Below are 24,971 nucleotides of genomic sequence, written 5' to 3'. Positions count from 1 at the left end.
CGGCGACTCCTCTAGGACCATGCATCCAGCAACGGTAACGATGTTATCGCAGAAAGAGAAGACAGATTCTCACCGGGTGGTTTCCGCGACGGGAACCGCTCACCTCAGGTGAAGGCCGGAGCCACGAACCGTCGAAGCATCTCCCGTTCCGTGCCGGGGTCTGCGGGAGGCCAGAACGCCAACGACACGACGATGCGCACGATCCACTGCGCCGCCAGCGGATCGTCGCCTGTGATGCCGGTGAGGTCGGCAGCGAGCCGGCTGAGCATGGGAGACGAGTGGAGGTCGGCCAATCCCGGTGCTTTCGGCGCATGGAGCGCGAGTTTGCGAATCGGGTCGGATCTGATCTGCTCGAGGGCGACATCGATGGCGGCAGTGACGCGGGCCGCACCACTGAGTCCGTCGACCGCGTGCCTGACCGTCTCGATCACGCCGGCCGCGAGCCGCATCAGAACCGCGTCCCGAATCTCGGCCTTCCCTCCCGCATATCGGTACACGGTCGCCCGCGAACAGTGCAGCCGCGCAGCGAGCTTGTCGATGTCGAGGGCATCGAGCCCGCCGGAGATGACCAGCTCGGTGGCGGCGGCATGGATCCGGTCCGCCGCCGCGGTGCGGCGGTCGCGGCCCATCACCCAGTCGTCGGGCACCGGCACCAGCCTCCTCGTCGCTAGAGCACCATGATCTCAGACCTGAGACAAACCGCAGAGCGTGTTTCGGCATTTCCGCAGCTTGCGGCAATGCGGTGAGACATCCGCGTGCGAAATCACCATCAGCGAATTTCGACTTCGTCTTCATCCGTTGACGCGATGGGAGGGCGTCGCTCAGCGTTGGGGCATGAATGTTGTGGATGGCGAGCTCGGGATCGCGCTGTACGACGATCGGTTCATCCAAGACCCTGCGCCGCTGTACGCGCGGATGCACCAGGCCGGACCCGTCCACCGCATCGGGGACTCCGGATTTTTCGCCGTGAGTGGTTGGGATGCGGTGAACGAGGCGGTCGCGCGCTGTGACGACTTCTCGTCGAATCTGACGGCCACGATGACATTTCAATCCGGGTCGGTATCCGCATTCCCGATGGGTGAACTCGGCGGGCCGATGCAGGTACTGGCGACCGCTGACGATCCCTCACACGCCATCCACCGTAAGACGCTGTTACCTGCGCTCGCCGCCAAACGAATTCGCGAACTCGAGCCGTTCATCGCAGACACGTCCGCCGGTATCTTCGACTCCTGTGTCCGGGGCGGCGAGATCGACTGGATGGCAGCCATGGCGAACCGGCTGCCGATGATGGTCGTCTGCCGGATCATCGGTGTTCCCGACTCCGATGTCGACATGCTCACCCGGTTGGGCTACTCCGCCACCCAGTTCGTCGAGGGCTTGGTGACCGAGGAGCAGTTGGCGGCAGCGGGTAAGGATGTCATGGAACTCGGCGCTTACATCACCGAACAGTTCGGTCAGGCATCGCCAGGTGAGCACGACAATCTGCTGGGCGATCTGGCCGCGGCCTGTGCCGAGGGAATCGTGGACCACACCGGGGCTTTGGCCATGTTGATCACGCTGTTCAGCGCCGGCGGGGAATCGACCGCGTCACTGATCGGGTCGGCGGCTTGGATCCTCGCCACCCAGAAGGACATTCAACGACAGCTGCGCGACCGGCCCGAACTGCTGGGGGCGTTCCTCGAGGAGGTCCTTCGCTCCGAGCCTCCGTTCCGCGGCCACTATCGTCATGTCACGCGCGACACCGAGCTGTGCGGCGTGGAGCTCTCCGCCGGGTCGCGGCTGTTGCTGCTGTGGGGTGCGGCCAATCGTGATCCGACGCATTTCGATGAACCCGACACCTTTCGGCTCAACCGGGTGGGCGGCAAGGGACACATCGCATTCGGCAAAGGCGCGCACTTTTGTGTGGGGGCATCATTGGCGCGGTTGGAGGCCAGAATAGTGATCGGCCAACTGATCCAACGCACCGTGAACGTCGATGCCGCAGACATCGGCCGCTGGCTGCCGAGCCTGTTGGTGCGCCGGCTCGAGCGACTGGACCTCGTGCTCGCTGGGGACTGTTGACGACAGCGGCGCTAGAGGCTGGTGAAATGGCCGCCGTCGATACCCAATGTCTGTCCGGTGACATACCGCGCCGCAGGGCCGACCACGAAGGCGACGGCGGCACCGATATCGCGCTCTGGGTCACCGATACGCCCCAGCGGGATCCGTCGCGCTAGCCGCTCTTCCATGGCCGGCTCGGCCTCGATCGCGGCGGTCATGGCGGGTGAATAGGCCAGGGGCGACACGCTGTTGACCGTTATGCCGTAGGGCGCCCACTCCCGCGCCAGGCTCTTGGCGAATCCCCGCAGTGCTCCCTTCATCGTGGCGTAGAGGGGCAGCGTCGCACTGCCTTCCATGCCCGCCGGCGAGGTCATCACGATGAATGTCCCGCCGCCCTCCCGAAGCGCGGGGAAGGCCGAGACCGCGCAGTGGTGGGCACCGCCCAGCGACACCGAGGAATGGTGGGTCCACAGCGCGTGGTCGACGTCGGTCAACTGGTGCGGTTGGCTGGACATACTGCTCGTGGCGTTGTGCACCACCGCGTCGAGTCGTCCGGTCGTCGTCACGGCGAGGTCGACGGCTCGGGCAACGGAGTCGGAGTCGGTCACGTCACAGCGCGCCCACATCGAGTGATGACCTCGTGCGGCGATCTCGTCGACGACCGCCTGTCCGGTCTCGGACCTGGTGGCGACGATGACGTGGGCTCCCTCGGAGGCCAGCGCCACCGCTATACCACGGCCCACCCCGCCGCCGGCACCGGTGACCATGGCGGTCGTGCCGGTGAGATTCACGGCAGCATGACCGATCCGCCATCGGCGACGATCGTCTCCCCGGCGAGATGGTCGAGGTCGGACCGCAGCAGGAACTTCACCGACTCGGCGACGGTGTGCATCAGAGTTGAATCGTCTGGGACGGCCGCGGCGGTCAGATGCCCAGCCGCGGTCGCGTCGCCGGAGAACATGGGCAACGGCACGGCGATGAGATTGGCACCGATGCCGTGCGAAGCCCACTGCCGGGCAGCAGATTTCACCATGGCCCGGATGCCCTCGACTGCGGTGGTATACGCGACGAGCCCTGCGGCACCCGCGATCCCGATCGTCGGAACAACCACGACGATTCGCCCGCCGGCCGACAAACCTGCCCGTGCGTGTTGCAGCGCGGTGAGCGTACGCCACATTGATTCGTCGACGAGGCGATGCCAATCGTCACCGCCTACAGCTACAACGTCGACCGGCCGCGGGCAGGGGTCGGCGATGATGACCACACGCTCGACATCCGTCGGTAGCTGGCCTCCCGGAGCCACGGTGACCGCATCGAGTGTCGTTGCCAACGTGTTCAATAGCGCGCCGGGCAGACCCGTCACCACGGTGGAGGAGGTCACGTCACCGGCTCGGCGCAGATGCCACGCGTTCTTCGTGGATCCTGACCAGTTCGCGGAACCCGATGCTTTCGTACCTGGGCTTGGGCTGGATGCCCCACTCGTCGCGAGCGGTCTGCTGGCCGGCCGCTTCGGGTGCTCCGCCGAACGGCGGGCCGCCTATCGGATAGGGCTGTTGGCACTCCAGGTTGTCGTCGGAGAAACGCACCTTGAGAAGTTCGCTGCAGATTTCGTTCAGTGACAACGTCGGCCACCCGTACCAGATCGCCATCACCGGCACGGTCAGCGACCCCTCGATGACCAGGCCGAACAGGCAGACGAACAGCCCGCGCTTGAGCCACTTGTGCATTCGCGCCCAGGTGGGCGTGGTGCCCAGCGGTAGCGACTCGGCCGAATCCTTCGGTTCCACAGCGGAGTTGGTCACGATGGTCCTTTCTCGGCTGCTAGTCGGAGAAGATTTCGCGGTTGACCGTGTGCAGGTACGGGATAGCCAGGAACGGAGTGATGTAGAAGATGTTGAACGCCCACCACCCGAAGACCGGCAGTCCGACCGCCGTGTACCGGACATCGGCATACAACGTCATATTGAGGATGTAGCCGGTCCACAGAATCACGCCGAACCAGCACGTCACGATCGTCCACTGGTGACCCCAGCGTTTCATCTGCAACAGCGCGATCGCGGCCGCGATCCGCATGGGAAACGCGATCAGCACACAGACGATCACCCAGGCCTTCTCGCCGGGCGCGCCCGCGCCGCCGATCCAGAGTTCGTTGTAATGCCAGAAGTAGCCCGCGTCGATGAGGTTGCCCCACGCGGTGAAGACCGTGCGGGTGATCAGGGCGTGGTTGGCGAACAGGTCCAGGGCCCAGCCGATGCTGTTGAGCGCGGCGTCGAGGATGATCACGTATCCGATGAGCGTCACCATCATCGGCCGGACCGACAAGCCGTCGCGCTGGGCCTTGCGCAACAGATAAATGCCGCGGCAGAACACGGGTAGGCCAACGATGCCGAGGACGAGGGTGCCCATGAGCGCGGTGCCGGCGATACACCATCGATCGGCGCGTCGTTGCGCCGCACGCGTCTGCTCCTGGTGCTCATCCATGGTGAGCGACTGCCTGCCGCTTATCGATGTCATCGGGCTACCAGTCCCTGGTGAAGAACATCTGGACCTGAATCGCGAACATCGCGATCAGCACGCCGTAGATGAAGATCTGAAACGCGATCAAACCGCGCTTACGGCGTCGATCCTGATCATCCATGACTCCCCTAACAGTGCTCGATCAAGAACACGATCGATCAGAACGTGCCGATGTTGCCCAGCATCCAGTAGAAGAACGCGACGAGCCCGCACATCACGATCCAGGTCACGGTCAGCCGCACCAGCTCCTGCCACATCGCCGGCTCCTTCGTCCGTAAAAGCGCAACGCCGAACGAGAGTAACACCATTCTCACAAACGAGAAGCTACGTTTTCAGGCCGGCTCGACGGCCGCCGGTCAGCCGTGCCGGCTCCGGATCATGCGTCGGCGAGGGTGAGAAGCTCGCGCTTGACCACCTTGCCCACGTCGTTGCGCGGTAGCCGCTCGACGAAGACCACCCGCACGGGAACGCGGTACGGCGTCAGTCGTTGACGGCACCAGGCGATCAACTCGTCCTCGCTGACCCGGTCGTCGGCGCGCACCACGAAAGCCCACGGAACCTCGCCGAGTCGTTCGTCGGCGATTCCCACGACAGCCGCCTCGCGTACGCGGTCGGCGGACAGAAGCACCTCTTCGACGGTTCCGGGGAACACCTTGAGCCCGCCGCGGTTGATCATGTCCGACACGCGCCCGTCGAGCCACAGAAATCCGTCGTCGTCGAACCAACCGAGGTCGCCGGTGTGAAACCACCCGTCGTCGGTGAGCCTGTCGAGGAACGCGGGGTCGATCTTGCGGGCGGCTGTCGTCGGTGTGCGGACCATGACCTCGTCGTCGGCGATCGTGACGTCGATGCCCGGAAGCGGGCGTCCGACGGAGCCGAGTTTCGTCTCCCCCCATTCGCGGGCGTCGGCGGCCGACCATCCGACGACCTCGCCACCGAGTTCCGTTTGACCATAGGAGTTCAGTACAAGCACACCGAACTTGTCGCGGAAGCGGGCTGCGTGGACGGGGGACAGGGGAGCGGTGATGGAGCGGACGATCTTCAGGGGGGACAGGTCGGTGACCGAATCGTCGTGGAGCACCATCGTCAACGCGGCGGGTGGCAGGACGGTGGATCGCAGTTGGTGTCGCTTCACCAGCGCTGCGAAGTCCGCTGCCGAGAACTTGTCCATCAGCACGACACCGGAGCCCGCGCGAAAGGCGAACAGCACCTGGTAGATGCCGGCCCACAACGACAGTGAGAGCGGTACCAGGTTCGGCATCGGCGGTGTGTTCCGGGGGGCACGGTTCGACCCGCGAAGTTTCTCCAGCAACCGGTCGATCAGGTCCAGCACCGTGGAGTGGCGCAGCGGCACCGGCTTCGGCGGGCCGGTCGTCCCCGAGGTGAACTGCAACAGCGCCACATCGGGGTCGTACCGCCGGGCCGCGTCGGCCGGGGTGGAGTGTGGCGCCAGTGACCACGCCAAGCTCGATCCGGTGACGACCGGCAACGCGAACTCCGAGAAGCGATGGGCCAGTTCGGGCGTCGTGATCACCGCGACCGGTTCGAGGGTTTCGAGCTGGGCGGCCACCTCAGCGTCGGCGGCCCGCGGGTTGAGCGGTGTGTAGACACCGCCGGAGCGCCAGACGCCGAACATCGCCGCGACCGTGGTGGCGTCGTTGGGCAGCATCGCCGCGACCACCTGACCGGTCATCAGCCCGCAGTCGGTGAGAACCGCGGCCAGGCGGTCCGCACTGGCGGTCAGGTCGGCCCGAGACACGTCGACCGCCAGGGTGTGTACCGCGACAGCGGGCAGATCGTCCAGCAGGTCGGAGAGGCTCACGAGTCCGGCTCCAGGGGCAGCCAGCGTGGTGTTCGCTTGTCGGCGAACGCTTTCGGGCCCTCGTCCTGGTCCGGGTGGCCCCACATCGACGTCAGGTGCTTGGCCCCTTCACGGCAGGCGTCGGTCAGTCCGTGCTCGAGCGCTCCCCACAGCGCGCGTTTGGTGGCCCGCATCGCGGCGGGTGAGTTTCTGGCGATCTTCTCGGCGAGCTCTTGTGCGACATCGCGAAGCTTGTCGGGGGGATCGACGATCTGGCTGATCATGCCGAGCTCATATGCGCGCTGCGCGGTGAGCCGTTCGTGGCTGCCGACCAGTGCCATCCGCAACACCGCCTCGGCGGGCATCTTGCGCATCAGCGCGATCGTCTCCAGGGCGCTGACCTGACCGATGGATACGTGCGGGTCGACGAAGGTGGCATCCGACGCCGCGATGACGATGTCGGCGTCGGCGACCCAGTGCAGGCCGCCGCCGGCGCACACCCCGTTGACGGCGGTGATGACGGGTTTGCCCACATTGCAGTGCCAGCCGGTCAGGTTCAGGTCCAGCGTCTGCATGGTCTCCTGGTATTGCTTGATTCCCTCGCCGTCGAGATCGTCGACGTCGGCGCCGACCTGAAAGGCCCTGCCGTTGCCGGTGTGCACGATCACCCGCACGTCGGGATCGGTGTTCAACTCGGCCCACGCGGCGGGGAATTCCTTGCGCATCAGCGCGTCGTACGCGTTGAGTCGATCGGGCCGGTTGTTGATGATCCAGCCGACGGGACCGCGGCGTTCGACGATCAACCTCTGATAGCTCACGAAGCCTCCACCGGTTCGAGCGGTTGCCAGTCGGCCGGGCGCTTTTCCCGCCACGCCCGTACTCCCTCGGCGTGGTCAGGGTGATTCCGCAACCGCCAGATCTCCTCTGTGGCCGCAGCCTTGGCCTCCGACAGTCCGACTTCCAGCGAATGCCACAACGCCTTTTTGGTTGCCCGCATCGCGGTGGGGGAGTTGGTCGCGATCGCGCCCGCCAACTCGGCGGCCGCCGCCCGTAGCTCACCGGCCGCCACCACCTGCGAGACGATGCCCAACTCGTATGCGCGTTGAGCGGAGATCCGCTCACCCTTGCCGCTCAACGTCATCCGGGTGATTGCCTCCATCGGCGACTTCCGTAGCAGGGTGATCGCCTCATACGCGACCGCCTGCCCCACCGAGACATGCGGGTCGACGAATGTCGCCTCCTCTGCCGCGATGACGATGTCGGCGTCGGCGACCAGATGTAAGCCTCCTCCCGCGCACACCCCGTTCACCGCCGCGATCACCGGCTTCCACACGCCGCAGTGCCACGAGGAGATCTTCAGCTCGGCGTCGCGGGTGCGGCGTGAATGACGTCGCATGGCCTGTTTGTCGCGGGCCACCTGGACCACATCCATGCCCGTGCAGAACGCCTTGCCGTTCGCGACGTTGACGATCACGTGCACGTCGGGGTCGGCATCCAGCTGTGCCCACGCGGCCTCGAGTTCGTCGAGCATCAACGCGTCGAATGCATTGCCGGCCTCGGGCCGATTCAGCACAAGCCACCCGATGCCGTCCGATCTGTCGACGACCAACCGCTCGTATTCGGTCAAGAGCGCGGAATCTCCCTCCAGGGCTTCCCTTTCCACGGGTCTGGCTCCCTGGGTAACCCCAGTACGCGCTCGCCGAGGATGTTTTTGTTGATGTCGGTGGTGCCACCCTCTGTGCCGTTGGCGAGGCTGCGCATCATGCCCTGCACCTCGCGGGGCATCGCATCCGGATCGTCGGTGGCGGCCCACGCCACTGCGGCGGTGCCCAGCAGGTCGACCATGAGATCCTGGATCTGCTGGTTGAGCGTGGCTTGGTGGACCTTGCCGATCGAGGAAGCCGCACCGGGGGATTGCCCGGCCGAGAGTGCCGCGCGGACACGGGCGTTGGTCCATCCCCGGATCTGTTCTTGAGCCCAGAGCCGCATGATCTTGTCGCGTGTCACGGGGTCGTCCCACCGGCCGGTTTCCCTGGCCAATGAGATCAGTCGCTCCGCACTGGACCCGCCGAGCCGGCCCATGCCGCCCGATCCGGAGCCCGACACCATCTGGCGTTCACTCGACAGGGTGGAGGCGCTGACCCGCCATCCGTCGTTGACTTCTCCGACCCGGTGGGCGTCCGGCACCCGCGCGTTGTCGAGGAAGACCTCGTTGAATTCCGCCTCACCGGTGATCTGGCGCAGCGGGCGCACTTCGACGCCGGGTTGGTGCATGTCGAGCAGGAAGTACGTGATGCCTTTGTGTTTCGGCTGATCGGGATCGGTGCGGGCGAGCAGGATCGCGAAGTCCGCCTCATCCGCCCAGGTCGTCCACACCTTCTGTCCGGAGATCACCCATTGGTCGCCGTCGCGCACCGCCCGGGTCGCCAAGGACGCGAGATCCGAGCCCGCGCCGGGCTCGCTGAAGAGCTGACACCACTTCTCCTCGTTTCGCACGATGGGCGGTAGGAAGCGTCGCCGTTGCTCTTCGGTTCCGTGGCTGAACAGCGCAGCGGCGGCGTTGTTGAGGCCCAACGGATTGAGCCGGGTCAGCCGCAGCGGCGCGAGCACGCTCTCGATCGCGCGAGCCACGTCGTTGCCGATACCGAGGCCGCCGTGTTCGGGGCGCCAGGTCGGCGCCACCAGGCCGCTTCGGGCGAAGGTCGGATACCACCGCCGGTAGTCGGCGGGGCTCCGCGCGGCTCTCAGGGCGGCGGGGCCCTCGGCCGCCGCTGCGCGCCATTCGGTCGGCACCTCCGCCTGCACCCACTGCCGCACCACCTCGACGGCGTCGTCGGCGGCGGTTTCCGCGGTGATCGGTAGTGCTGTCATGTTCGCCTCAACGACCCTTGAACTCCGCGGGTCGCTTGTCCCGGAAGGCAGCCAGGCCCTCCTTGAAATCTTCGCTGCGACTCGATAATTCGAGGGCCATCGCCTCGTTCTGCAGATGCCGGTCGAGATCCAGACCGTTACCGCTGTGCAGCAGCCACTTGGTCAGGCCGAGCGCCACCGTGGGTGTGGTGGCGAGCCGGCTGACGAGATCTGTTGCCGCACCCTCGAGTTCAGCCTCCGGCCAGGCCCCGTGGATGATGCCCCATTGCGCGGCGGTGGTCCCCGACAGTTCTTCGCCGAGCATCAAAAGCTGGCGTGTGCGAACCATTCCGACGAGTCGTGGCAGCAACCAGGCCGCACCGCTGTCGGGCGTAAAACCGCGCGCCATGAACGGTTCCCAGAACACCGCGTTGGAAGCTGCGACGCAGAAATCGGCCGCCAAGGCGAGGTGGAAACCCAGGCCGGCCGCCCAGCCGCGAACGACAGCGACGACGGGCACCTGAGTTTCGAGCAGCAAGGGAATGAGCCGGTTGGCTTTGTTGGGCAGGCGCCGCTGCGTGCTCCCCACGCGCGGTTTGCGCTCGGACTTCGCGTTGTTGGCCACCAGATCCGATCCCGCACAGAAGTCCGGACCTTCGGCGTCGATGCGGATGACGCGAACCGATTCGTCGGTGCCGCACCGGGCCAGGTGCCCGATCATCGCGTCGAGCATGGTGTCGTTGACCGCGTTGCGGCGTGCCGCCCGGTCCAGGGTCAGCCGCAGAACCGGGCCCTGTTGTTCGGCCCGGAGTCCGGGAACGTTCGGATACGTCACGGCCGGCTCAATGTTCGGCGAATCGGTTTGAGACGGCCACCAGCAGATCGGCGAGGTCGGTCGCCCCGCCGGGCGGTTCCGGCAGGCGTACGGGGCCCCGCTGCCTGCTGGGCAACAGGATCGTGGCGTGTCCCGGCGTCGTGACTTGGCCGCGGTGATTGGTCGCCGCAAGGTCCAGGTCCACCGCCGGACGGTCTCCGTCGGCCAGGTACTTGCGGGTGACGGTGCCGGTGATGGTGTGCAGATCGCCCACGTAGTTGAACAACCGGAATTCACAATCCAGTTTCCACAGCCAGGCATCGTCGCCCATCCAGTCGGTGCACAGATGGATGAGCCACGTCTCGCGCATGCGACCGTAGTCGAATGTCGTCGGGTTGCCCGCGTTGCGCGCGGCGCTCGGGTCCCAGTGCACACGCTGTTGGACGTCGGGGATGCCGTGCTCGTTGGGTGTGTAGAACCGCGGAATCCGTTGCTTGTTCTGCCATGCCAGCCTCAGGGGTCGCACGCCGTACATGCCCATGCCCATCCCGACGTGCCAGCACACCATGTCGGTGACGGTGAGCGGACCCTTGGTGAGCGGGCCGATCTCGTCGCCCTCGGCGACGTCCTCCCACCAACGCGGTTCGGCGCCTCGGGGCGCCTCGCGGGCGTACCGCGCGTCGATCTCGGTGATCTCGTCGGCGCTCCACGTCTTGACGTCCACGTCTTCGTACTTCTTGCGTCCCCTGGCCTTGCTTCGTTCGGTGCGGATCATGTTCCGGTACTGGCCGCCGAGGATGACGCCGACATCGTCGGAGAACACCTGCGCCGACCATTCGTGCACGGCCCGGGCGGCGAACTCGCTGCTCTTGTCCAGCGCGGCGACGAGGGCGTTGCGGCGGAAGACTCGCCGGTTCGCGCGCAGCGGCGCCCACCACTCGCGCGACGACCCGCCATAAAAGGCGTGAACACCGCGCAGCGGGTCACCCGTGGTCAGCTCCCTGTCCTCCCGGGTGAGTTCGGTGACCTCGTCCTCGCCGATCAACGTGTCGCCGCCGATCAGCGCGGGTGGCGCGATCGGTTCACCCCAGACCGACTTCGTCGCATACTCGGGATCGCACCACAGCGGGTTCGCGTCGCCGTAGCTTTCCGCCACGATCCGGAACGTGTCCTCGTTGGGCCGGCGGTAATGCGGGGGCTGGGTGTGCGGGACGGCGACGCCGATGCGGGCGCGCAGCCTGGTCAGACCCTCATCGGTGATTTGGCCCGTTGCCGAGGACTGGGTCACGCATGCCTCCTCAGTTCGGGCCTCCTCAGTTCGGCACATATTGTCCCGAGGACGTCGGCGGAAATTAAGATACCCGAAAAACGGAAACGTCGTTAACGCAGGGGTGAGCGAGTTGACTCAAGAGCGGTCGGGCATCGAGAGCGCGGTCGGATCCGATGGTGTCTGCCGGATCACCATCGACCGTGCTGATACCGCAAACTCGTTGTCCCCGTTGGCACGTGAAGCTCTCACGGACGCATTCGAAAAGGCCGACGACGATCCTTCGGTGCGTAGCGTGTTGTTGCGGGCGACGGGGGACCGGCACTTCTGCTCGGGTGCGGGGTTGGGCCCGCAATCGGCGCAGCCCACCGTGGAGAAGAAGCCCGGAGACGTCGCTTTGATGCTGCAGAAGGGTTATCAGCGACTGATCTCCGCGGTGCTTGATTGTGACAAGCCGGTCGTCGCCGCGGTCAAGGGTGTGGCGGCGGGTGCCGGCGCCAGCCTGATGCTCGCCTGCGATCTGGTCGTCATGTCCACCGACGCGCGCCTGGCGGCGGCATTCGTGCATCGCGGCATCCTGCCGGACTCGGGCGCGATCCATCTGCTGACCAGGATCGTCGGACTGCGCAAAGCCACCGAACTCCTGATGCTCGGAGAACCCGTCGACGCCGCGACCTGTGAGCGGCTCACGTTGGTGAACCGTGTCGTGGCGCTGGAGGAGACCGATGCGGTCGCCGACGAACTGGCCCAACGCCTGGCCGCGGGCCCTACCGTCATGTTGGCATTGACCAGGCGCCTGTTGTCCGTGTCGTCGGAATCGGGGCGCGACCGGGCCTTCGAGCAGGAGGCATGGGCGCAGGAGGTGGTGTCGTGGACTGCGGACCTGCAGGAGGGTCTGCGGTCGTTCGCCGAGCGCCGACCGCCGAACTTTCAGGGCCGCTGACGGTCACCCGTTCGCGGGACCGCCACGGATGGTGAAGGTCGCGCTGTCGTCGATCTCGTCAATCGTCTCTGCTACCAATTCGGCTGTGAGTGAGCGGCTCTCGATCCCCTTGGTGACACCGATGAACACCCGCGACACCTTGCCCGCGCCCACAGAATAGATGTGAGCGGTGCGATCGCAATCCCGGTGCGACAGATAGACCACCACGGGTGTCACCAACTCCGGGTCCATCGCCCTACCCGCCTCACCCATGATGTCCTCGGTCATCCGGGTTCGAGCGATCGGCGCGACGGCGTTGATGGCGATGCCGTTTCGCGCCCCCTCGATCGCCAGCACATGCATCATCCCGACCAGCCCCATCTTCGCCGCACCGTAGTTGGCCTGCCCGAAGTTACCGAAAAGACCTGTGCCAGAGGTTGTCTGCACTATCCGCCCATAATTCTGCTCGCGCATGATGGGCCACGCGGCGCGGGTCACGTTGAAAGCGCCGGTCAGGTGGACCGAGATCACCGCGTCGACCTGCTCGACGGTCATGTTCTTGAACGCCGCATCGCGCAGGATGCCCGCGTTGTTGACGAGGATATCGAGCCGTCCGAAGGCGTCCATCGCCGCCGCGACGATCGCCGCACCACCGTCCTCCGTCGCGACGGAGTCGCCGTTGGCGATCGCGGTGCCGCCCGCGGCGGTGATCTCGTCGACGACCGCCTGCGCAGCCGAGATCGAGGCGCCTTGCCCGTCGACGGCGGTGCCGAGATCGTTGACCACGACGCGGGCGCCGCGGCGGGCGAGTTCGAGTGCGTGACAGCGGCCGAGCCCTCCGCCCGCACCGGTGACAACGGCAACCTGATCATCGAAGGTCAATGTCGATGAGCGCTCGCGCGAAGAGTATTGATCTGACGCCATGCTTGAGAGGTTACATTTACGTTGAAGAGAATCGGTATTTGCATCGGAGGACACCATGAGCGGGGCCACCGAGCTGCTGCGACACGCGCGGGAACGGGCGGGCGGTCTCAGGGCCCGCTACCGTGCCGCCGGCGTCTGGTCCGACCGGCCGCTCGACGTCGTGCGCTCGGCCGCCCAGCGGTATCCGGCACGACCGGCGCTGATCGATCGCGGCGCCGAAATCACCTACGCGGCACTGGATGAGCAGGTCGATCGGGCGGCCCGTGCGCTTCGTGACGCCGGTGTCGGCGCGGCGACACCCGTCGTGGTTGTGGTCGGCAACGACATCGGCTCGGTCGTCGCTGTGCACGCCGCCATCCGCGTCGACGCGGTGGTACTGCTCGTGCCGCGCAGTGCGGGCGCGACCCAGGTCGCCGACATCGTGGCCCGCGCCGGCGCCCGGTACGGCGTGGCCCCGAACTGGCCTCCCGCGGGCGATGCACCCTTGCGTGACGCGTGTGCCTGGATCGACATCTTCCGCACCTCGGAGGCATCGGTAAGCGACGAGCCCATGCGTCCCGCCGACGAGCCGTCCTTCGTTCTCTACACGTCCGGCACGACGTCTCGACCGAAGGGCGTCGTCCATTCGCTGAGCACGCTCACCAAGGCATCGGCCAACTACATCGCCGCCGCCGGACTGGATGGGGACGACCGCATCTTCCTCATCAGCCCGCTCGCCTCGGTGACGGGCGTGCTGCAGGCGCTGTTCATCGGACCCATGCTCGCCGTGCCGGTGGTGCTCGAGGATCGCTGGGATCCCGACGCGACGTGTGAACTTCTGTTGTCTTCCGGCGCAACGTGGTACGGCGGTCCGGACCGGCTGCTCGACCGGCTGCTCGACGAGGCGGTCGCCAGGGGAAGCGTCGTGCCGCTGCGGGCGGTGTATCTCGGTGGCACGATGCTCGACAGGCGCATCGTCGAACGAGTCGAGGACGATTTCGGCATCGTCGTGATGCGGGCGTACGGATCGTCGGAAGTGCCGGTCAGTACATCGGGGCTGCGCACCGAGAGCAAGGCGGTGCGGCACGCGGATGACGGTGTGGCGCTGCAGGACGTCGACGTGCGGGTGGGATCGGCGGCGGACCCGGGCGAGTGTTGTATCAAGGGCCCGCACGCCTTCCTCGGTTACACGGACACCGAGGACGATCTGAACGCGTTCGACGGGGAATGGTTCCGAACCGGCGACGTCGCCGAGGTTAATGACAATCGCGTGCGCATCGTGGGCCGGATCAAAGACATCGTCATCCGCAACGGGATGAAGATCCCCGCGGCGGAAGTCGAGGAGGCGGTGGCGCGGATCCCCGGTGTGCGGGAGTGTGCGGCTTACTCGGTTGCCGACGCCACCACCGGCGAACGGCTGGCGGTGGCCGTGGTGCTCGACGACGGCGTCGAGATGTCGCTCTCCGACGTGGCGGATGCCCTCGTCGGGGGCGGAATGCCAAAGTACAAGCTGCCCGAGGAGCTGGTGTTCTGGGATGAGCCCCTGCCGCTGAACGCCAATGGCAAGGTGCCACGCAACACCCTCGAGGCACGTTCGGAGGGGCGGCCGCGGGTACTCGCCGACCGCCTCACCGTTGCCGGTTGAACCGACCGCCGTTCGTCAATCGCCGGCTGTGCCACTGACGTTGGCGGTGGCCTTCTTCATCTGAGCCTGCCAGTCCGACGCGTCGCCGGTCTTTTCCTTCTTCGACAGGGCTTGGATGGAGACGTCGTGGCCTTCGGCGGCCTTGCGCAGGGCACCCACGGTGGCCTGTTCGCGCGTCATGTGGGTGAACGGGTCCCAGTGATACCAGCGCATCGCGTTCTCGAAGGTCATCTTGTTGATCTCGTCATCGGGCACATTGTTGGCGGTGAGGACCTCGTCGAGCTGCTCGGGAGCCCCGGGCCACATCGAGTCGCTGTGCGGGTAATCGGCCTCCCAGCAGATGTTGTCGATGCCGATCGCATTGCGGGTGGCCACCCCCACCGGATCGGCGATGAAACAGGTCAAAAAGTGCTCACGGAACACCTCACTGGGCAGCTTGCCGCCGAAGTCCTGACCCGTCCACGTCGAATGCATCTCAAAGGTGCGATCCACCCGCTCCAAGAAGTACGGGATCCAGCCCGTACCGCCTTCAGACAGCGCGATCTTCAGCGTCGGGTATTCCTTGATCGGGCGCGACCACAACAGGTCGGCCGCGGCTTGCACGATGTTCATCGGCTGCAAGGTGATCATCACATCCATCGGCGCATCCGGGGCGGTGATCGCCAACCGGCCCGACGAACCGATGTGCACGTTGAGCACGGTTTCGGTGTCCACCAGCGCATCCCACATCGGCTTCCAATGCTCGAAGTCATGGAAACTCGGATAGCCCATGGCCGCCGGATTCTCAGTGAACGTCAACGAATGCACACCGCGCTCGGCGTTGCGCCGGATCTCCTTGGCGCACTCGACCGGATCCCAGATCACCGGCAGCGTCATCGGGATGAACCGCGCCGGATAGGCCCCACACCACTCCTCGACATGCCAGTCGTTGTAGGCCTTCACCAATGCCAGCGAGAACTCCTGATCCTCAGTGGCAAACAACCGACCCGCAAAACCAGGGAAGGACGGAAAGCACATCGAACCCAGGATGCCGCCGGCGTTCATGTCCTTGACCCGCTCATCAACCTGCCAACAGCCAGGCCGGATCTCATCCAGACCCTGCGGTTCCAGGCCGTACTCCTCCTTCGGGCGCCCCGCCACCGCGTTGAGCGCCACGTTCGGGATCACCGTGTCGCGGAACTGCCAGGTATCGGACCCGTCCGGGTTGTGCACCAACCGCGGCGCCTCATCGATGTACTTCTTGGGCAGATGGTTCTTGAACATATCGGGCGGTTCGACGATGTGATCATCAACGCTGATCAAGATCATCTCGTCCTTGTTCATTTCCGGTTCCTCTCTGTGCTTTCAGTCGCCGGTCGAAAAACCGGTACGACGAATCCGTCGTCGTCCTCGCGGAAGCCGATCTCCAGTTCCATACCCGCACTGAGCCGCTCGGTCGGGCAGTCGACGATCTGAGTCATCAGGCGCGGACCCTCCTCGAGGTCGACCATCGCCACGATGTAAGGCACGGCGTCGAACGGCGCGACGTTCTGGTGAATGACGCTCCACGTGTAGAGCCGCGACCGTCCGGTGGCAGGCGTGAGACGCACGTCCTCACTCCAGCAGTGAGGGCAGAACGGCCGGACGTACAACGAGTTTCGGCCGCAGGCGCCGCATCTGTTGACCATCAGCATGCGATCCTGCACCGCCGCCCACCAGCTTTCGCCGTCGGCATCGATGGTCGGCCGGTTCGGACCGCTGGGCGATTGCATCACTGCCTCCCGAGGATCATCGTCGCGCTGTGGGTGAAGAACCCGCCCATCGCGTGCACGCACGCCAGACGTGCACCCTCGACCTGTCGTTGGCCGCATTCGCCGCGCAGTTGCCGAACCGCTTCGACCATCAGGAACATTCCGCGCATCCCCGGATGACATGACGCCAACCCGCCGCCGTCGGTGTTGGTGGGCAGCGCGCCGCCCGGCCGGAGCGCACCGGAGCCGATGAACGGACCACCCTCGCCCTTGGCGCAGAACCCGAGGTCTTCGACCGTCAGCAGGACGGTCGAGGTGAACGAGTCGTAGAGCTGACAGACGTCGATGTCGGCCGCGGTCACCCCCGCCCGCGCGAAGGCGCGCGGACCCGATTGTGCGGCCGCCGATGTCGTGAAGTCGGGCCATTCGCTCATGCTCACGTGCGAGGCGGCGTCGGCCGCGCCGAGAATCCAAATCGGTTCCTTCGCACAGTCCTTGGCCACCCGCTCGCTGGCGAGTACGACCGCACCACCTCCGTCGGTCCGCAGACACACATGTTTGGAGGTGAACGGCTCGGCGAGCATTGGTGCCGCGGCGACATCCGCCGTGGTGATCCGGTCGCGCTCGAAGGCGTTCTCGTTCATTGCCGCCCACTCGTGGGCGGCGACGGCGACCTCGGCCAATTGTTCCTCTGTCGTCCCGTACTCGATCATGTGGCGCCTGGCCGCCATCGCGTACTTGGCGATCAGCGTGGCGCCGTAGGGCGCTTCGAACTGCATCGCGCCGCCGGTGCTCAGCGCTGCGGCCGAGGCCCGCAACCGGCGTTTTACGTCGGAGCGTGCGGTCGAACCGTAGGTCAGCAGGGCGACGTCGATCTCGCCCGCCGCGATGGCCGCTGCCGCGTGCCGTCCCATGACCTCCCATGAGGAACCGCCGACATTGGTCGCGTCGACCCAGGTCGGCCGCAGGCCCAGGTACTCGCTCACCTCGATGGGCGGCAACAGTGTTCCGTGGCCGCCGAAGCCGTCGATGTCGTCTTTCGTGAGGCCGGCGTCTGCGACGGCGCGCCGGGCGGCCTGCGCCATCAGCGCCATCGCCGTCTTGTCGGGCACCCGGCCGCAATCGGACAACGCGGCGCCGACGACCGCGACCCGGTTCTCGGACATACGTAATGGTTACCACAGGCGAGAATGACGTTGCCCAGATAGTGGAATCATGGTTCTCGCTCGGTTACCGTGAGTGGGTGCCGGGACCGCTGCGGGATGCGCTGAAGGGCGATCGCCTGGTGTTGTGCCTGGCGTTGTTGAATGCCCGCACCCCCGATGTCCCAGCGATCGCGGCGGCCTGCGGATACGACGCCGTCTATGTCGATCTCGAGCACACCGCCTGCTCGCTCGAAACGGCCGGGATGCTCTGCGTGGCCGCGCTCGGCGCCGGTATCTCCGGCCTCGTACGGGTACCGTCGCACGACCCTTCCGTGATCGCGCGTGTGCTCGACGCTGGAGCTGTGGGAGTGATTGTGCCGCACGTGAACTCGGCGCAGGAAGCGCAGGGGGTCGTCGATGCCGCTCGCTACCCACCCGTCGGCCATCGGTCCATCTCCGGGCCCAACGCGGTGAGTGGCTACGCACCTCGTCCCGCCGCCGAACTCACGGCCGAACTCGAGCGCCACACCGTGGTGGCGGTGATGATCGAGACACCCGACGCGGTAGCGGTGTCCGATGAGATCGCGGCCGTCGAAGGGGTTGACATGGTGCTCCTGGGGCCCAGCGACCTGACGGCCGAGATGGGCATCCACGGCCAATATGAGAATGAGCATTTCCGCCGTGCAGTAGACTCTGTCGCAGCGGCCTGTCGTGCACACGGCGTGGCGCTGGGAGTGGCCGGGATCAAGTCCGTTGACCTGCTGGAACGCTTTGCAGGGCTGGGGTTGCGATTCATTTCGGCGGGTACCGACGTCGGAATGATGACCGAGGCCGCCGCTGCCCGTGCGCATGCCCTGCGTGAGCTCGAGAGGCGCGCGGCGAGCCGATAACCGAGAGCCTCGTCACGACAACAGGAGGACGGATGCCCACCGCGATCTACACCGAGCAAGTCAGCGATCCGATGGCATGGACCGGTGCCGACTTCAGCAGCAAGGAGGACTTCGCGTTCGACCTGTCGTCTCGCAATGTGGCGGCGCTGGAATCAGTTCTGGCGAAGACCGCCCACAAGGATCGTGACGACATCACGCCCGATGATGCCCGGCACCCGGATCTCGACGAGGACCTCGCGCGGCTGTATCGGGAGCTGATGTTCGGACGGGGGCTGGCGTGTGTGCGCGGTTTCCCCGTCGAGCAGCACTCGATCGAGGATCTGGAACGCATCTACTGGGCGTTCTGCACTCACCTCGGTTATCTGGTGTCCAACAACTCCTTCGGCCACCGCATGGTGCGCGTGCAGGAAGAGGTGCTGCCCAACGGCGTACAACCGGCGCGTGGCACCAAGTCCCGAGCCGAGCTCGCGATGCACAACGATGCGGCGGACATTCTGTCGCTGCTCTGCGTGTACCCCGCCGCCGAGGGTGGCGAGAGCCAGTTCGCCAGCGGCCCTGCAGCGCACAACCGGATGCTCACCGAGCGTCCTGACCTGCTCCCGGTGCTCTACCAGGGATTCCCGCACCACCGGCGCAGCGAGCAGCCCGACGATCAACCCGACGTGACGCCTTATGACGTGCCGGTCTTCTCCCAGATCGACGGTCGTATCTGCATCAACTTCACCTACAGCAGTATCCTGCCGGCGATGCACACCCTCGGCCGGGAGTTCACCCCCGAACAAAACGAGGCCATCGAGTTGTTGCGCAACATCCTGGTCGAACAGCAGGTCGAGTTCCGCCTGGAATCCGGGGAGGCCGCCGTCGCCAACAACTTCGCGATGTGCCACTCCCGCTCCGACTTCGTCAGCAGCACCGACCCGAAGAAGGCGCGGTGCTTCCTGCGCGCGTGGATGGAGGTTCCGCGCGAGGACCGCCGCCTGCCCGTCGGGCGGGAGTACTTCCACATGGAGAACAAAGATCTGCGCCTGGGCTATGACCCCGTTCCCGGGCGGGACGGCACGATCGCACGCAATGACTACAAGAACGTCGACCCCGCACTGGCCGACATGTTCAAGGCGGCTCAGGCGAAGCCAAAAATCAAGCGATGACCACCCGTCCGCGACTGGTCTACGAGAGGTGGACCGATCAGGTCGCAGGAGACATCCTGGCGGAGACCGACATCGAGCTCGTCAAGCTCGACCTCCAAGCGCCTGACGAACAAGGTTGGGTGGCACTGGAATCGGCACACGGATATCAGGTCGCCACCCGAACGGACGTCGCCTCGATCGGCGACGGTACGCAGTGGCTGGCCGGGCAGGCTCTGGTGAATCGCTGCCCGCAGTTGCTTGCCGTGTGTTCGGCGGGGGCGGGCTATGACGTGATCGACGTCGAGGCGTGCACCCGCGCGGGGGTCGCGGTGTGCAACAACTCCGGTCCCGGCGCCGAAGCGGTGGCCGAACATGCGCTAGGACTCATGCTGGACCTGGCCAAGAAGATCACCGCCGCCGACCGGGCGCTGCGCAGCGGCCTGCTCGGAGATCGATTGGCGTTGCGGGGCACTCAGCTGTTCGGCAAGACGCTCGGTGTGGTTGGGTTGGGCGCCATCGGTGGACGGCTCGTTGAGTTGTGTGCCCCGTTCGGTATGGAGGTCCTGGTTTTCGACCCCTACGTCGACGACGCGACTGCCCGCTCCCGGGGCGCGGTTCGGGTGGACCTATCCGAACTGGTCGAACGATCGGACTTCATTCAGGTCACGTGCCCGTTGACCGCCGAGACTCGAGGGTTGTTCGAGGCCAAGCAGTTTGCTGCGATGAAGCCGACCGCGTACTTCATCACCACCGCACGTGGCCCGGTCCACGATGAAGCGGCCCTCTATGACGCCTTGGCCGCCGGCCGGATCGCCGGCGCGGGGCTCGACGTGTTCCACGAGGAGCCGCCGAGACACGACAACCCGCTGCTGCGACTCGACAATGTGGTCGCCACACCGCATGTCGCGGGCATCACCGTCGAGGCGGCTCGCGATATCGCGGTCGCCACCGCCACCCAGTGGCAGACGATCTTCGCCGGAGACATGCCACCGCGGCTACTCAACCCGGAAGTGTGGCCGCGCTACTGCGACCGGTTCGAAGAGATCCTGGGCGTCCGGCCGACCGCCCGCAACACGGCAGCTGTGGAGTGAGATGAGCGATTACGACACCGTCACGTTCGAGGTCTCCGGTCACACCGCGTGTGTGACGTTGAACCGGCCCGAGGTGCTCAACGCGATCAACGACGAGATGATCGCGGAACTCGCCGAGGTGTACGCCGAAATCGAACATTCGCAGGACATCTGGACTGTGATCATCACCGGGGCCGGCCGCGCGCTGTGCGTCGGAGCCGACGTCAACAAGGCCGCCGACCATGACATGGAGAACGCGGCGGGCATCGACAACCAGGGCGAGCCCATCCTGAGCTCCATGCGCCAATGGGACGCGCCGCAAGAGGCCACACCCCCGTGGCTGCAGATGACCAAGCCGATCATCTGCGCCGTCAACGGCATTGCGTGTGGTGCGGGTATGGATCTCGTCACCACGGCCGACATCACGATCGCCTCCGAACGCGCGACGTTGATGGACCCGCACGTGAGCATCGGCGTCACCTCCGGGCGCGAGGGGGTCCGGCTCGCCAGGATTCTGCCGCTCCCCGTCGCCATGCGGTTGATCCTGATGGGCAGGCACGAGCAACTCGACGCGCAGCGCGCCTACGACCTCGGCGTGTTCACCGAAGTGGTGGCCCACGAAACGCTCATGGACCGGGCGTGGGAGGTCGCCGAGATCGTGAATTCCAATGCGCCCCTGGCGGTGCGGGGTTCGCGGATGGCGGTGCGCAAGGGCTTGACGCTGCCGATCTACGAAGCCGAACTGCTCGCCGAGAACTACCGGATGAAGGTGGCCCTGACCAAGGACGCGATCGAGGGTCCGCGCGCCTTCCTGGAGAAGCGCAAGCCCGACTGGCAAGCGCGCTAGCCTGTTCCCAGATGCTCCGACCGTGCGATCTCATACGGTCGCAGCGGCGTGTAGCGTACGAAACTTCACGGTCGGGCGGAAGGGTATCCGTTACACCAGGCCGAAGAAGTTCTTGGCGTTGGTGGACAACACCTTCCGCTTGGTCTCCTCGTCGAGACCCTCGGTCGCCTTGTTGGCGACATCCATGCTGTTGGGCCAGTTCGTGTCGTTGTGCGGGTAGTCGGTTTCGAACATCAGCTGGTCCGGTCCGACGAGATCGAGAATCCGAAACGCGACCGGGTCGCCGAAGGTCGAGAACCACACGCGGCCGGGCACCTGGGTGCTGGGCGGCTCGGTCAGTAGCGGGTGGATGCCGCCCCACGCCCGCCGATCCTCCCAGACCTCGTCGACGCGCTGCAGGTAGTACGGGATCCACCCAGCCTGCGCCTCGGCGAACGCGAGCTTGAGTTTCGGGAACTGCCGCAGCTTGCCCGAGAACAACCAGTCGACCAGGGCGATGGTGCAGTTGACCGCCATCAACGCACTGGTGACGACGTGCGGGGAGTCGGGTGAGGACTTCGTCAGCGACGAACTCGACCCGATGTGCAGCATGATGCCGACGTTGTTGCTCTCGCACGCCGCGAAGAACGGGTCCCAGTAACCGCTGTGGATGGACGGCAGGTCCAGTCGCGCAGGCAGTTCCGAGAAGCACACCGCGGGCATTCCCTTGGCCGCAACCCGCTCCACCTCCTTGACGGCGAGCTCGACATCCCACAACGGGATGATGCCCAGCGGAATGAGCCTGCCGTTCGAGCTGCCGCCCCATTCGTCGATTTGGAAGTCGTTGTAGGCCTGGACGCACAGCAATGCGAGCTCTTTGTCCTTGGCGTGGAGGAATCGCTGACCGCAGAAGCGGACCAGCGTGTTGGGGAAGCAGGCGGAGGCCTCGATGCCGGCGACGTCCATGTCCGCGAGCCGGTCGGCCGGTCGATAGCAACCGGGCCGCATCTCGTCGTAGGTGATCGGGTCGGTGGACAGTTCGTCGAGTTCGTAACCGGCAGCGGCGCTGATCAGCGGAATCGGGATGATCGAATCCTCGTAGTGCCAGATGTCGGCGTCGCGGCCGTCCTCATCCTCGATGAACGCGACATCGGAGGTCACCGACGGGTCCATGCGCCCGCGGTGCCGGACGATCCGCGGTCCGACGTCGCGGTAGCGCTCGGGCAACCGGCTGGTCCACAGATCGGCCGGTTCCACCAGATGGTCGTCCGGTGAGACGATCAGAATGTCTGCGCTCAACGCTGCACTCCTTCGGGGACGGCTTGCGACAACACCCATTCCCGTTCGGCGAGAATGTCCGTTTCCAAGAGTAGCGCACCAGCGAATCGCAATCGGGCGAGGGGAACGCGTATTCTCAGGTGATCATGACTGCTAAGAAGCGGGGCGCCCGCGACTCGGAACCCGATCTGGAACTCGTCGAGACCGACGTCGAGATGCCGGGCAGCTGGCAGGAGCGAACGATCGAGCGGCGACTGAGTCAAGCGCGTGCGCGTGCGCTCGCGCGCAGTTCGAGGTTCTTGGCCACCGCACTCGAACTGGTCGAGGAATCCGGTCGCGCCGACTTCACGATCCAAACCCTCATCGACCGTTCGAACCTCAGCTTGCGCGCGTTCTACCAGCACTTCGCCGGCAAGGAAGAACTGCTGCTGGCGCTGTACGAGAACGCCACGAGCCAGTTCATCGAAGCGATCCGCCACGAGGTGGCGGCCGCCGACGGTCCGATGGAACAGCTCGAGGCGTTCTGCCGGGGATTCCTCTCGCGCGCGGAGTCGTCGGAGGCCATCGGCGGCCGGGTGATGACGATCTACAACCTGAGCCTGGAGATCGAGCGCCCCGCGGATTTCGCCAAGATCTGGGAACCCCATCAGAAACTGCTCACCAAGATCCTCACCGCGTGCTCGCGTGCGGGGCTGGTCCGCAAGGATCTGACGCCCGCCCAGCTCACCACGCTGCTGAACTCGACGCTCATCGCGCTCGCCCAGATCGGGGTGTTCCATCTGGGTGTCAAGGGCGCTGAACTCACCGAGGATCAGTTGTGGGCGTGGTGCCTGCAGGCGTTGACGCCGCCCGCGAACGCCCCGAAGAAGGCTGTGACCGCCAAGGCGGCGCCGCGCAGGCGGACAACGCGCAAGCCCAAGGACCTAACGGGGTAAACCGAGCCCCCGCTGGGCGATGATGGTGCGCTGCACCTCGCTGGTGCCGGCGTAGATCGTGGTCCCCAGCGAGAAGCGCATGAGGTGTTCGAAGCGGCCGCGCTGCGGTGCCGTCGGATCGAAGAGAGACCGCATCGCATCCGGCCCGACGAGTTCGGTGATGTCCTGGCTCGCGCGTACGAGCGACTCGGTCGAGAACACCTTCGACATCGGCCCCTCGGCGACCGGTGTCTGACCGTTCTCTGTCATCCAGACGCATCGACGCTGAAGCAGCATCGCCACTTCGAGTTCCATCGCCACCCGTGCGATCCGCCGCCGCACATCGGTTTTCGCGATCGCAGGTGAGTCGTCGGACGCGCGTGTGGTGGTCGCCCACTGCTCGGCGTGGTGCAGGAGGCGTGCGATGTGCGGTCCCCATCCCGATGCGTGCTCGTCCTGCAGCGACAAGCCCAGCACCTGCCAACCGGCGTCGACATCGCCGATGCGCCAGTCGTCGCCGATGCGCACGTCGCTGTAGAAGGTGATGTTCGTACGCTCGCCCGACAGGGTCCACACCGCTTGCGCCTCGAAGCCGTCGGAGCATGTCGGCACGAGAAACATCGTGAGCCCCTTGTGCTTCGGCTTCTCGGGGCTGGTTCGGGCCAGCAGGAAGACGTAGTCGGCGATGTGTCCGTTCGTGGTGAACATCTTGGAGCCGTTGATGACCCACTCGTCACCATCACGCATCGCCCTGGTCGCCGCGGCGGCCACATCCGAGCCGCATTCGGGTTCGGTGAAGCCAAGCGCAATGGTGACGTCGCCGCTGAGAGCGCCGGGCAGGATGCGCTCCTTCATCGCGGGTGTGCCGATCTGTCGGATGATCGACGCGACCATCCGGGTGGTCTCGGACAGGTATACCGGCGCGTCCGTCCGCATCAGCTCCTCGTTGAGTGCCTGCTCCTCCCACGCGTTGCGATCCTGCCCGCCCAATTCGGTCGGCCAGCCGGGGGCGAAGTAGCCCTTTTCGACGAGTCCTTTGGCGAAGTCGTCGTCGTGCGCGACACCGCTGCGGTATATCCGTTCTTCGACGTCGGGGGTCAGCACGCCGTGCAGATGCTCTCGGACACCGTCGCGGAACGCTTCGGTCGCGGGGTCGGGCTGAAAGTGCATGAGCAGTAACCAATCTGTCGCACAGCACGGGCGGACAACGTGGACGATAATGCTACTCTCAA

25 protein-coding genes are annotated in these 24,971 nt (G+C 65.8%); 8 read left to right on the top strand and 17 right to left on the bottom strand.

The genetic code is table 11. The annotated features are described in order from the left end of the window. Window positions 1-104: 104 nt before the first annotated feature. Window positions 105-629, bottom strand: coding sequence for a TetR/AcrR family transcriptional regulator (locus RMCN_RS19635; protein WP_067393058.1), 525 nt, complete (start codon window positions 627-629; stop codon window positions 105-107). Between the two features lie 205 nt (window positions 630-834). Between RMCN_RS19635 and RMCN_RS19630 the strand changes: the two genes are divergently transcribed. Continuing rightward, complete coding sequence (locus RMCN_RS19630) at window positions 835-2,061, top strand: cytochrome P450 (RefSeq protein ID WP_067392696.1); 1,227 nt, start codon at window positions 835-837, stop codon at window positions 2,059-2,061. 11 nt (window positions 2,062-2,072) lie between these two features. On the opposite strand, the gene RMCN_RS19625 is transcribed toward RMCN_RS19630, so the two are convergent. The 10 genes from RMCN_RS19625 to RMCN_RS19580 form a co-directional block, all read right to left on the bottom strand. After that, entirely contained in the window at window positions 2,073-2,831 is a 759-nt protein-coding gene (locus RMCN_RS19625) for an SDR family NAD(P)-dependent oxidoreductase (RefSeq protein WP_067392694.1), read from the bottom strand. Then, window positions 2,828-3,421: an SDR family oxidoreductase gene (locus tag RMCN_RS19620; RefSeq protein WP_067392692.1), complete on the bottom strand. Its 594-nt coding sequence runs from the start codon at window positions 3,419-3,421 to the stop codon at window positions 2,828-2,830. Before RMCN_RS19620 ends, RMCN_RS19625 begins: the two co-directional genes overlap by 4 nt. A 1-nt stretch (window position 3,422) precedes the next feature. Beyond that, window positions 3,423-3,827 (bottom strand): hypothetical protein, encoded by a 405-nt coding sequence (locus tag RMCN_RS19615; RefSeq protein WP_110765895.1) that lies wholly within the window; start codon window positions 3,825-3,827, stop codon window positions 3,423-3,425. A 34-nt stretch (window positions 3,828-3,861) separates the two neighbouring features. Further along, window positions 3,862-4,521 carry a hypothetical protein gene (locus tag RMCN_RS19610; protein ID WP_067392689.1) on the bottom strand — a complete coding sequence of 220 codons (660 nt, stop codon included), beginning with the start codon at window positions 4,519-4,521 and terminating at the stop codon, window positions 3,862-3,864. Between the two features lie 412 nt (window positions 4,522-4,933). After that, window positions 4,934-6,379, bottom strand: coding sequence for a class I adenylate-forming enzyme family protein (locus RMCN_RS19605; RefSeq protein WP_067392686.1), 1,446 nt, complete (start codon window positions 6,377-6,379; stop codon window positions 4,934-4,936). Then, a complete protein-coding gene (locus RMCN_RS19600; RefSeq protein WP_067392683.1) occupies window positions 6,376-7,176 on the bottom strand; it encodes an enoyl-CoA hydratase/isomerase family protein in 801 nt (266 codons plus the stop codon). The genes RMCN_RS19605 and RMCN_RS19600 overlap by 4 nt, the downstream gene beginning before the upstream one ends. After that, a complete protein-coding gene (locus RMCN_RS19595) occupies window positions 7,173-7,985 on the bottom strand; it encodes an enoyl-CoA hydratase/isomerase family protein (RefSeq protein ID WP_067392679.1) in 813 nt (270 codons plus the stop codon). Before RMCN_RS19595 ends, RMCN_RS19600 begins: the two co-directional genes overlap by 4 nt. Then, entirely contained in the window at window positions 7,982-9,229 is a 1,248-nt protein-coding gene (locus RMCN_RS19590; protein WP_067392676.1) for an acyl-CoA dehydrogenase family protein, read from the bottom strand. Before RMCN_RS19590 ends, RMCN_RS19595 begins: the two co-directional genes overlap by 4 nt. A 7-nt stretch (window positions 9,230-9,236) precedes the next feature. Then, on the bottom strand, window positions 9,237-10,043 hold the full coding sequence (locus RMCN_RS19585; RefSeq protein WP_067392674.1) for an enoyl-CoA hydratase/isomerase family protein: 807 nt from the start codon (window positions 10,041-10,043) through the stop codon (window positions 9,237-9,239). A 7-nt stretch (window positions 10,044-10,050) separates the two neighbouring features. Beyond that, window positions 10,051-11,310 carry a hotdog family protein gene (locus tag RMCN_RS19580; RefSeq protein WP_234787720.1) on the bottom strand — a complete coding sequence of 420 codons (1,260 nt, stop codon included), beginning with the start codon at window positions 11,308-11,310 and terminating at the stop codon, window positions 10,051-10,053. Between the two features lie 112 nt (window positions 11,311-11,422). Between RMCN_RS19580 and RMCN_RS19575 the strand changes: the two genes are divergently transcribed. Next, entirely contained in the window at window positions 11,423-12,232 is an 810-nt protein-coding gene (locus tag RMCN_RS19575) for an enoyl-CoA hydratase/isomerase family protein (protein ID WP_276018911.1), read from the top strand. 3 nt (window positions 12,233-12,235) lie between these two features. Here RMCN_RS19575 and RMCN_RS19570 read toward each other — a convergent pair whose 3' ends face one another. Further along, complete coding sequence (locus RMCN_RS19570) at window positions 12,236-13,135, bottom strand: SDR family NAD(P)-dependent oxidoreductase (RefSeq protein ID WP_067392666.1); 900 nt, start codon at window positions 13,133-13,135, stop codon at window positions 12,236-12,238. A gap of 55 nt (window positions 13,136-13,190) precedes the next feature. On the opposite strand from RMCN_RS19570, the gene RMCN_RS19565 reads away from it, so the two are divergent. After that, entirely contained in the window at window positions 13,191-14,759 is a 1,569-nt protein-coding gene (locus tag RMCN_RS19565; protein WP_067392664.1) for a class I adenylate-forming enzyme family protein, read from the top strand. 15 nt (window positions 14,760-14,774) lie between these two features. On the opposite strand, the gene RMCN_RS19560 is transcribed toward RMCN_RS19565, so the two are convergent. From RMCN_RS19560 to RMCN_RS19550, 3 genes are read right to left on the bottom strand one after another with little or no spacing between them, the layout of a single operon-like run. After that, a complete protein-coding gene (locus RMCN_RS19560) occupies window positions 14,775-16,082 on the bottom strand; it encodes an amidohydrolase family protein (protein ID WP_067392661.1) in 1,308 nt (435 codons plus the stop codon). After that, window positions 16,079-16,510: a Zn-ribbon domain-containing OB-fold protein gene (locus tag RMCN_RS19555; protein WP_067392658.1), complete on the bottom strand. Its 432-nt coding sequence runs from the start codon at window positions 16,508-16,510 to the stop codon at window positions 16,079-16,081. Before RMCN_RS19555 ends, RMCN_RS19560 begins: the two co-directional genes overlap by 4 nt. After that, on the bottom strand, window positions 16,510-17,655 hold the full coding sequence (locus RMCN_RS19550; RefSeq protein WP_067392655.1) for an acetyl-CoA acetyltransferase: 1,146 nt from the start codon (window positions 17,653-17,655) through the stop codon (window positions 16,510-16,512). Before RMCN_RS19550 ends, RMCN_RS19555 begins: the two co-directional genes overlap by 1 nt. A 5-nt stretch (window positions 17,656-17,660) precedes the next feature. Here RMCN_RS19550 and RMCN_RS19545 point away from each other — a divergent pair, with 5 nt between their 5' ends. The 4 genes from RMCN_RS19545 to RMCN_RS19530 are packed head-to-tail and all read left to right on the top strand — an operon-like array spanning window position 17,661 to window position 21,568. Then, window positions 17,661-18,524, top strand: coding sequence for an HpcH/HpaI aldolase family protein (locus RMCN_RS19545; protein ID WP_201028883.1), 864 nt, complete (start codon window positions 17,661-17,663; stop codon window positions 18,522-18,524). A gap of 32 nt (window positions 18,525-18,556) precedes the next feature. After that, on the top strand, window positions 18,557-19,672 hold the full coding sequence (locus tag RMCN_RS19540) for a TauD/TfdA family dioxygenase (RefSeq protein WP_067392649.1): 1,116 nt from the start codon (window positions 18,557-18,559) through the stop codon (window positions 19,670-19,672). Then, window positions 19,669-20,742, top strand: a complete 1,074-nt coding sequence (locus tag RMCN_RS19535; protein WP_067392646.1) for a hydroxyacid dehydrogenase — start codon at window positions 19,669-19,671, stop codon at window positions 20,740-20,742. The genes RMCN_RS19540 and RMCN_RS19535 overlap by 4 nt, the downstream gene beginning before the upstream one ends. Before the next feature lies 1 nt (window position 20,743). Next, the gene (locus RMCN_RS19530; protein ID WP_067392642.1) at window positions 20,744-21,568 is read left to right on the top strand and encodes an enoyl-CoA hydratase/isomerase family protein; all 825 of its coding nucleotides are present in this window, start codon (window positions 20,744-20,746) and stop codon (window positions 21,566-21,568) included. Between the two features lie 90 nt (window positions 21,569-21,658). Here RMCN_RS19530 and RMCN_RS19525 read toward each other — a convergent pair whose 3' ends face one another. Further along, window positions 21,659-22,846 (bottom strand): amidohydrolase family protein, encoded by a 1,188-nt coding sequence (locus tag RMCN_RS19525; RefSeq protein WP_064413954.1) that lies wholly within the window; start codon window positions 22,844-22,846, stop codon window positions 21,659-21,661. 125 nt (window positions 22,847-22,971) lie between these two features. On the opposite strand from RMCN_RS19525, the gene RMCN_RS19520 reads away from it, so the two are divergent. Further along, window positions 22,972-23,760: a TetR/AcrR family transcriptional regulator gene (locus RMCN_RS19520; RefSeq protein ID WP_067393052.1), complete on the top strand. Its 789-nt coding sequence runs from the start codon at window positions 22,972-22,974 to the stop codon at window positions 23,758-23,760. Here the strand turns inward: RMCN_RS19520 and RMCN_RS19515 are convergent. Further along, window positions 23,749-24,909 carry an acyl-CoA dehydrogenase family protein gene (locus RMCN_RS19515; protein WP_067392639.1) on the bottom strand — a complete coding sequence of 387 codons (1,161 nt, stop codon included), beginning with the start codon at window positions 24,907-24,909 and terminating at the stop codon, window positions 23,749-23,751. The two genes, RMCN_RS19520 and RMCN_RS19515, sit on opposite strands and share 12 nt — an antisense overlap. Window positions 24,910-24,971 lie beyond the last annotated feature (62 nt).

Source organism: Mycolicibacterium novocastrense (genome assembly GCF_001570485.1).
In the GTDB taxonomy this organism is placed as follows: Bacteria; Actinomycetota; Actinomycetes; order Mycobacteriales; family Mycobacteriaceae; genus Mycobacterium; species Mycobacterium novocastrense.
Note: the sequence above shows the minus strand (reverse complement) of the source record. Positions and strands in the feature narration are given on the sequence as shown.

What these genes read in the sequence shown, in the direction of transcription:
- RMCN_RS19565 (WP_067392664.1), top strand. Translation starts at nt 13,191, where the DNA reads ATGAGCGGGGCCACCGAGCTGCTGCGACACGCGCGGGAACGGGCGGGC.
- RMCN_RS19545 (WP_201028883.1), top strand. Translation starts at nt 17,661, where the DNA reads ATGGTTACCACAGGCGAGAATGACGTTGCCCAGATAGTGGAATCATGG.
- RMCN_RS19570 (WP_067392666.1), bottom strand. Translation starts at nt 13,135, where the DNA reads ATGGCGTCAGATCAATACTCTTCGCGCGAGCGCTCATCGACATTGACC.
- RMCN_RS19555 (WP_067392658.1), bottom strand. Translation starts at nt 16,510, where the DNA reads ATGCAATCGCCCAGCGGTCCGAACCGGCCGACCATCGATGCCGACGGC.
- RMCN_RS19520 (WP_067393052.1), top strand. Translation starts at nt 22,972, where the DNA reads ATGACTGCTAAGAAGCGGGGCGCCCGCGACTCGGAACCCGATCTGGAA.
- RMCN_RS19515 (WP_067392639.1), bottom strand. Translation starts at nt 24,909, where the DNA reads ATGCACTTTCAGCCCGACCCCGCGACCGAAGCGTTCCGCGACGGTGTC.
- RMCN_RS19635 (WP_067393058.1), bottom strand. Translation starts at nt 629, where the DNA reads ATGGGCCGCGACCGCCGCACCGCGGCGGCGGACCGGATCCATGCCGCC.
- RMCN_RS19550 (WP_067392655.1), bottom strand. Translation starts at nt 17,655, where the DNA reads ATGTCCGAGAACCGGGTCGCGGTCGTCGGCGCCGCGTTGTCCGATTGC.
- RMCN_RS19590 (WP_067392676.1), bottom strand. Translation starts at nt 9,229, where the DNA reads ATGACAGCACTACCGATCACCGCGGAAACCGCCGCCGACGACGCCGTC.
- RMCN_RS19535 (WP_067392646.1), top strand. Translation starts at nt 19,669, where the DNA reads ATGACCACCCGTCCGCGACTGGTCTACGAGAGGTGGACCGATCAGGTC.
- RMCN_RS19560 (WP_067392661.1), bottom strand. Translation starts at nt 16,082, where the DNA reads ATGAACAAGGACGAGATGATCTTGATCAGCGTTGATGATCACATCGTC.
- RMCN_RS19610 (WP_067392689.1), bottom strand. Translation starts at nt 4,521, where the DNA reads ATGGATGAGCACCAGGAGCAGACGCGTGCGGCGCAACGACGCGCCGAT.
- RMCN_RS19540 (WP_067392649.1), top strand. Translation starts at nt 18,557, where the DNA reads ATGCCCACCGCGATCTACACCGAGCAAGTCAGCGATCCGATGGCATGG.
- RMCN_RS19530 (WP_067392642.1), top strand. Translation starts at nt 20,744, where the DNA reads ATGAGCGATTACGACACCGTCACGTTCGAGGTCTCCGGTCACACCGCG.
- RMCN_RS19630 (WP_067392696.1), top strand. Translation starts at nt 835, where the DNA reads ATGAATGTTGTGGATGGCGAGCTCGGGATCGCGCTGTACGACGATCGG.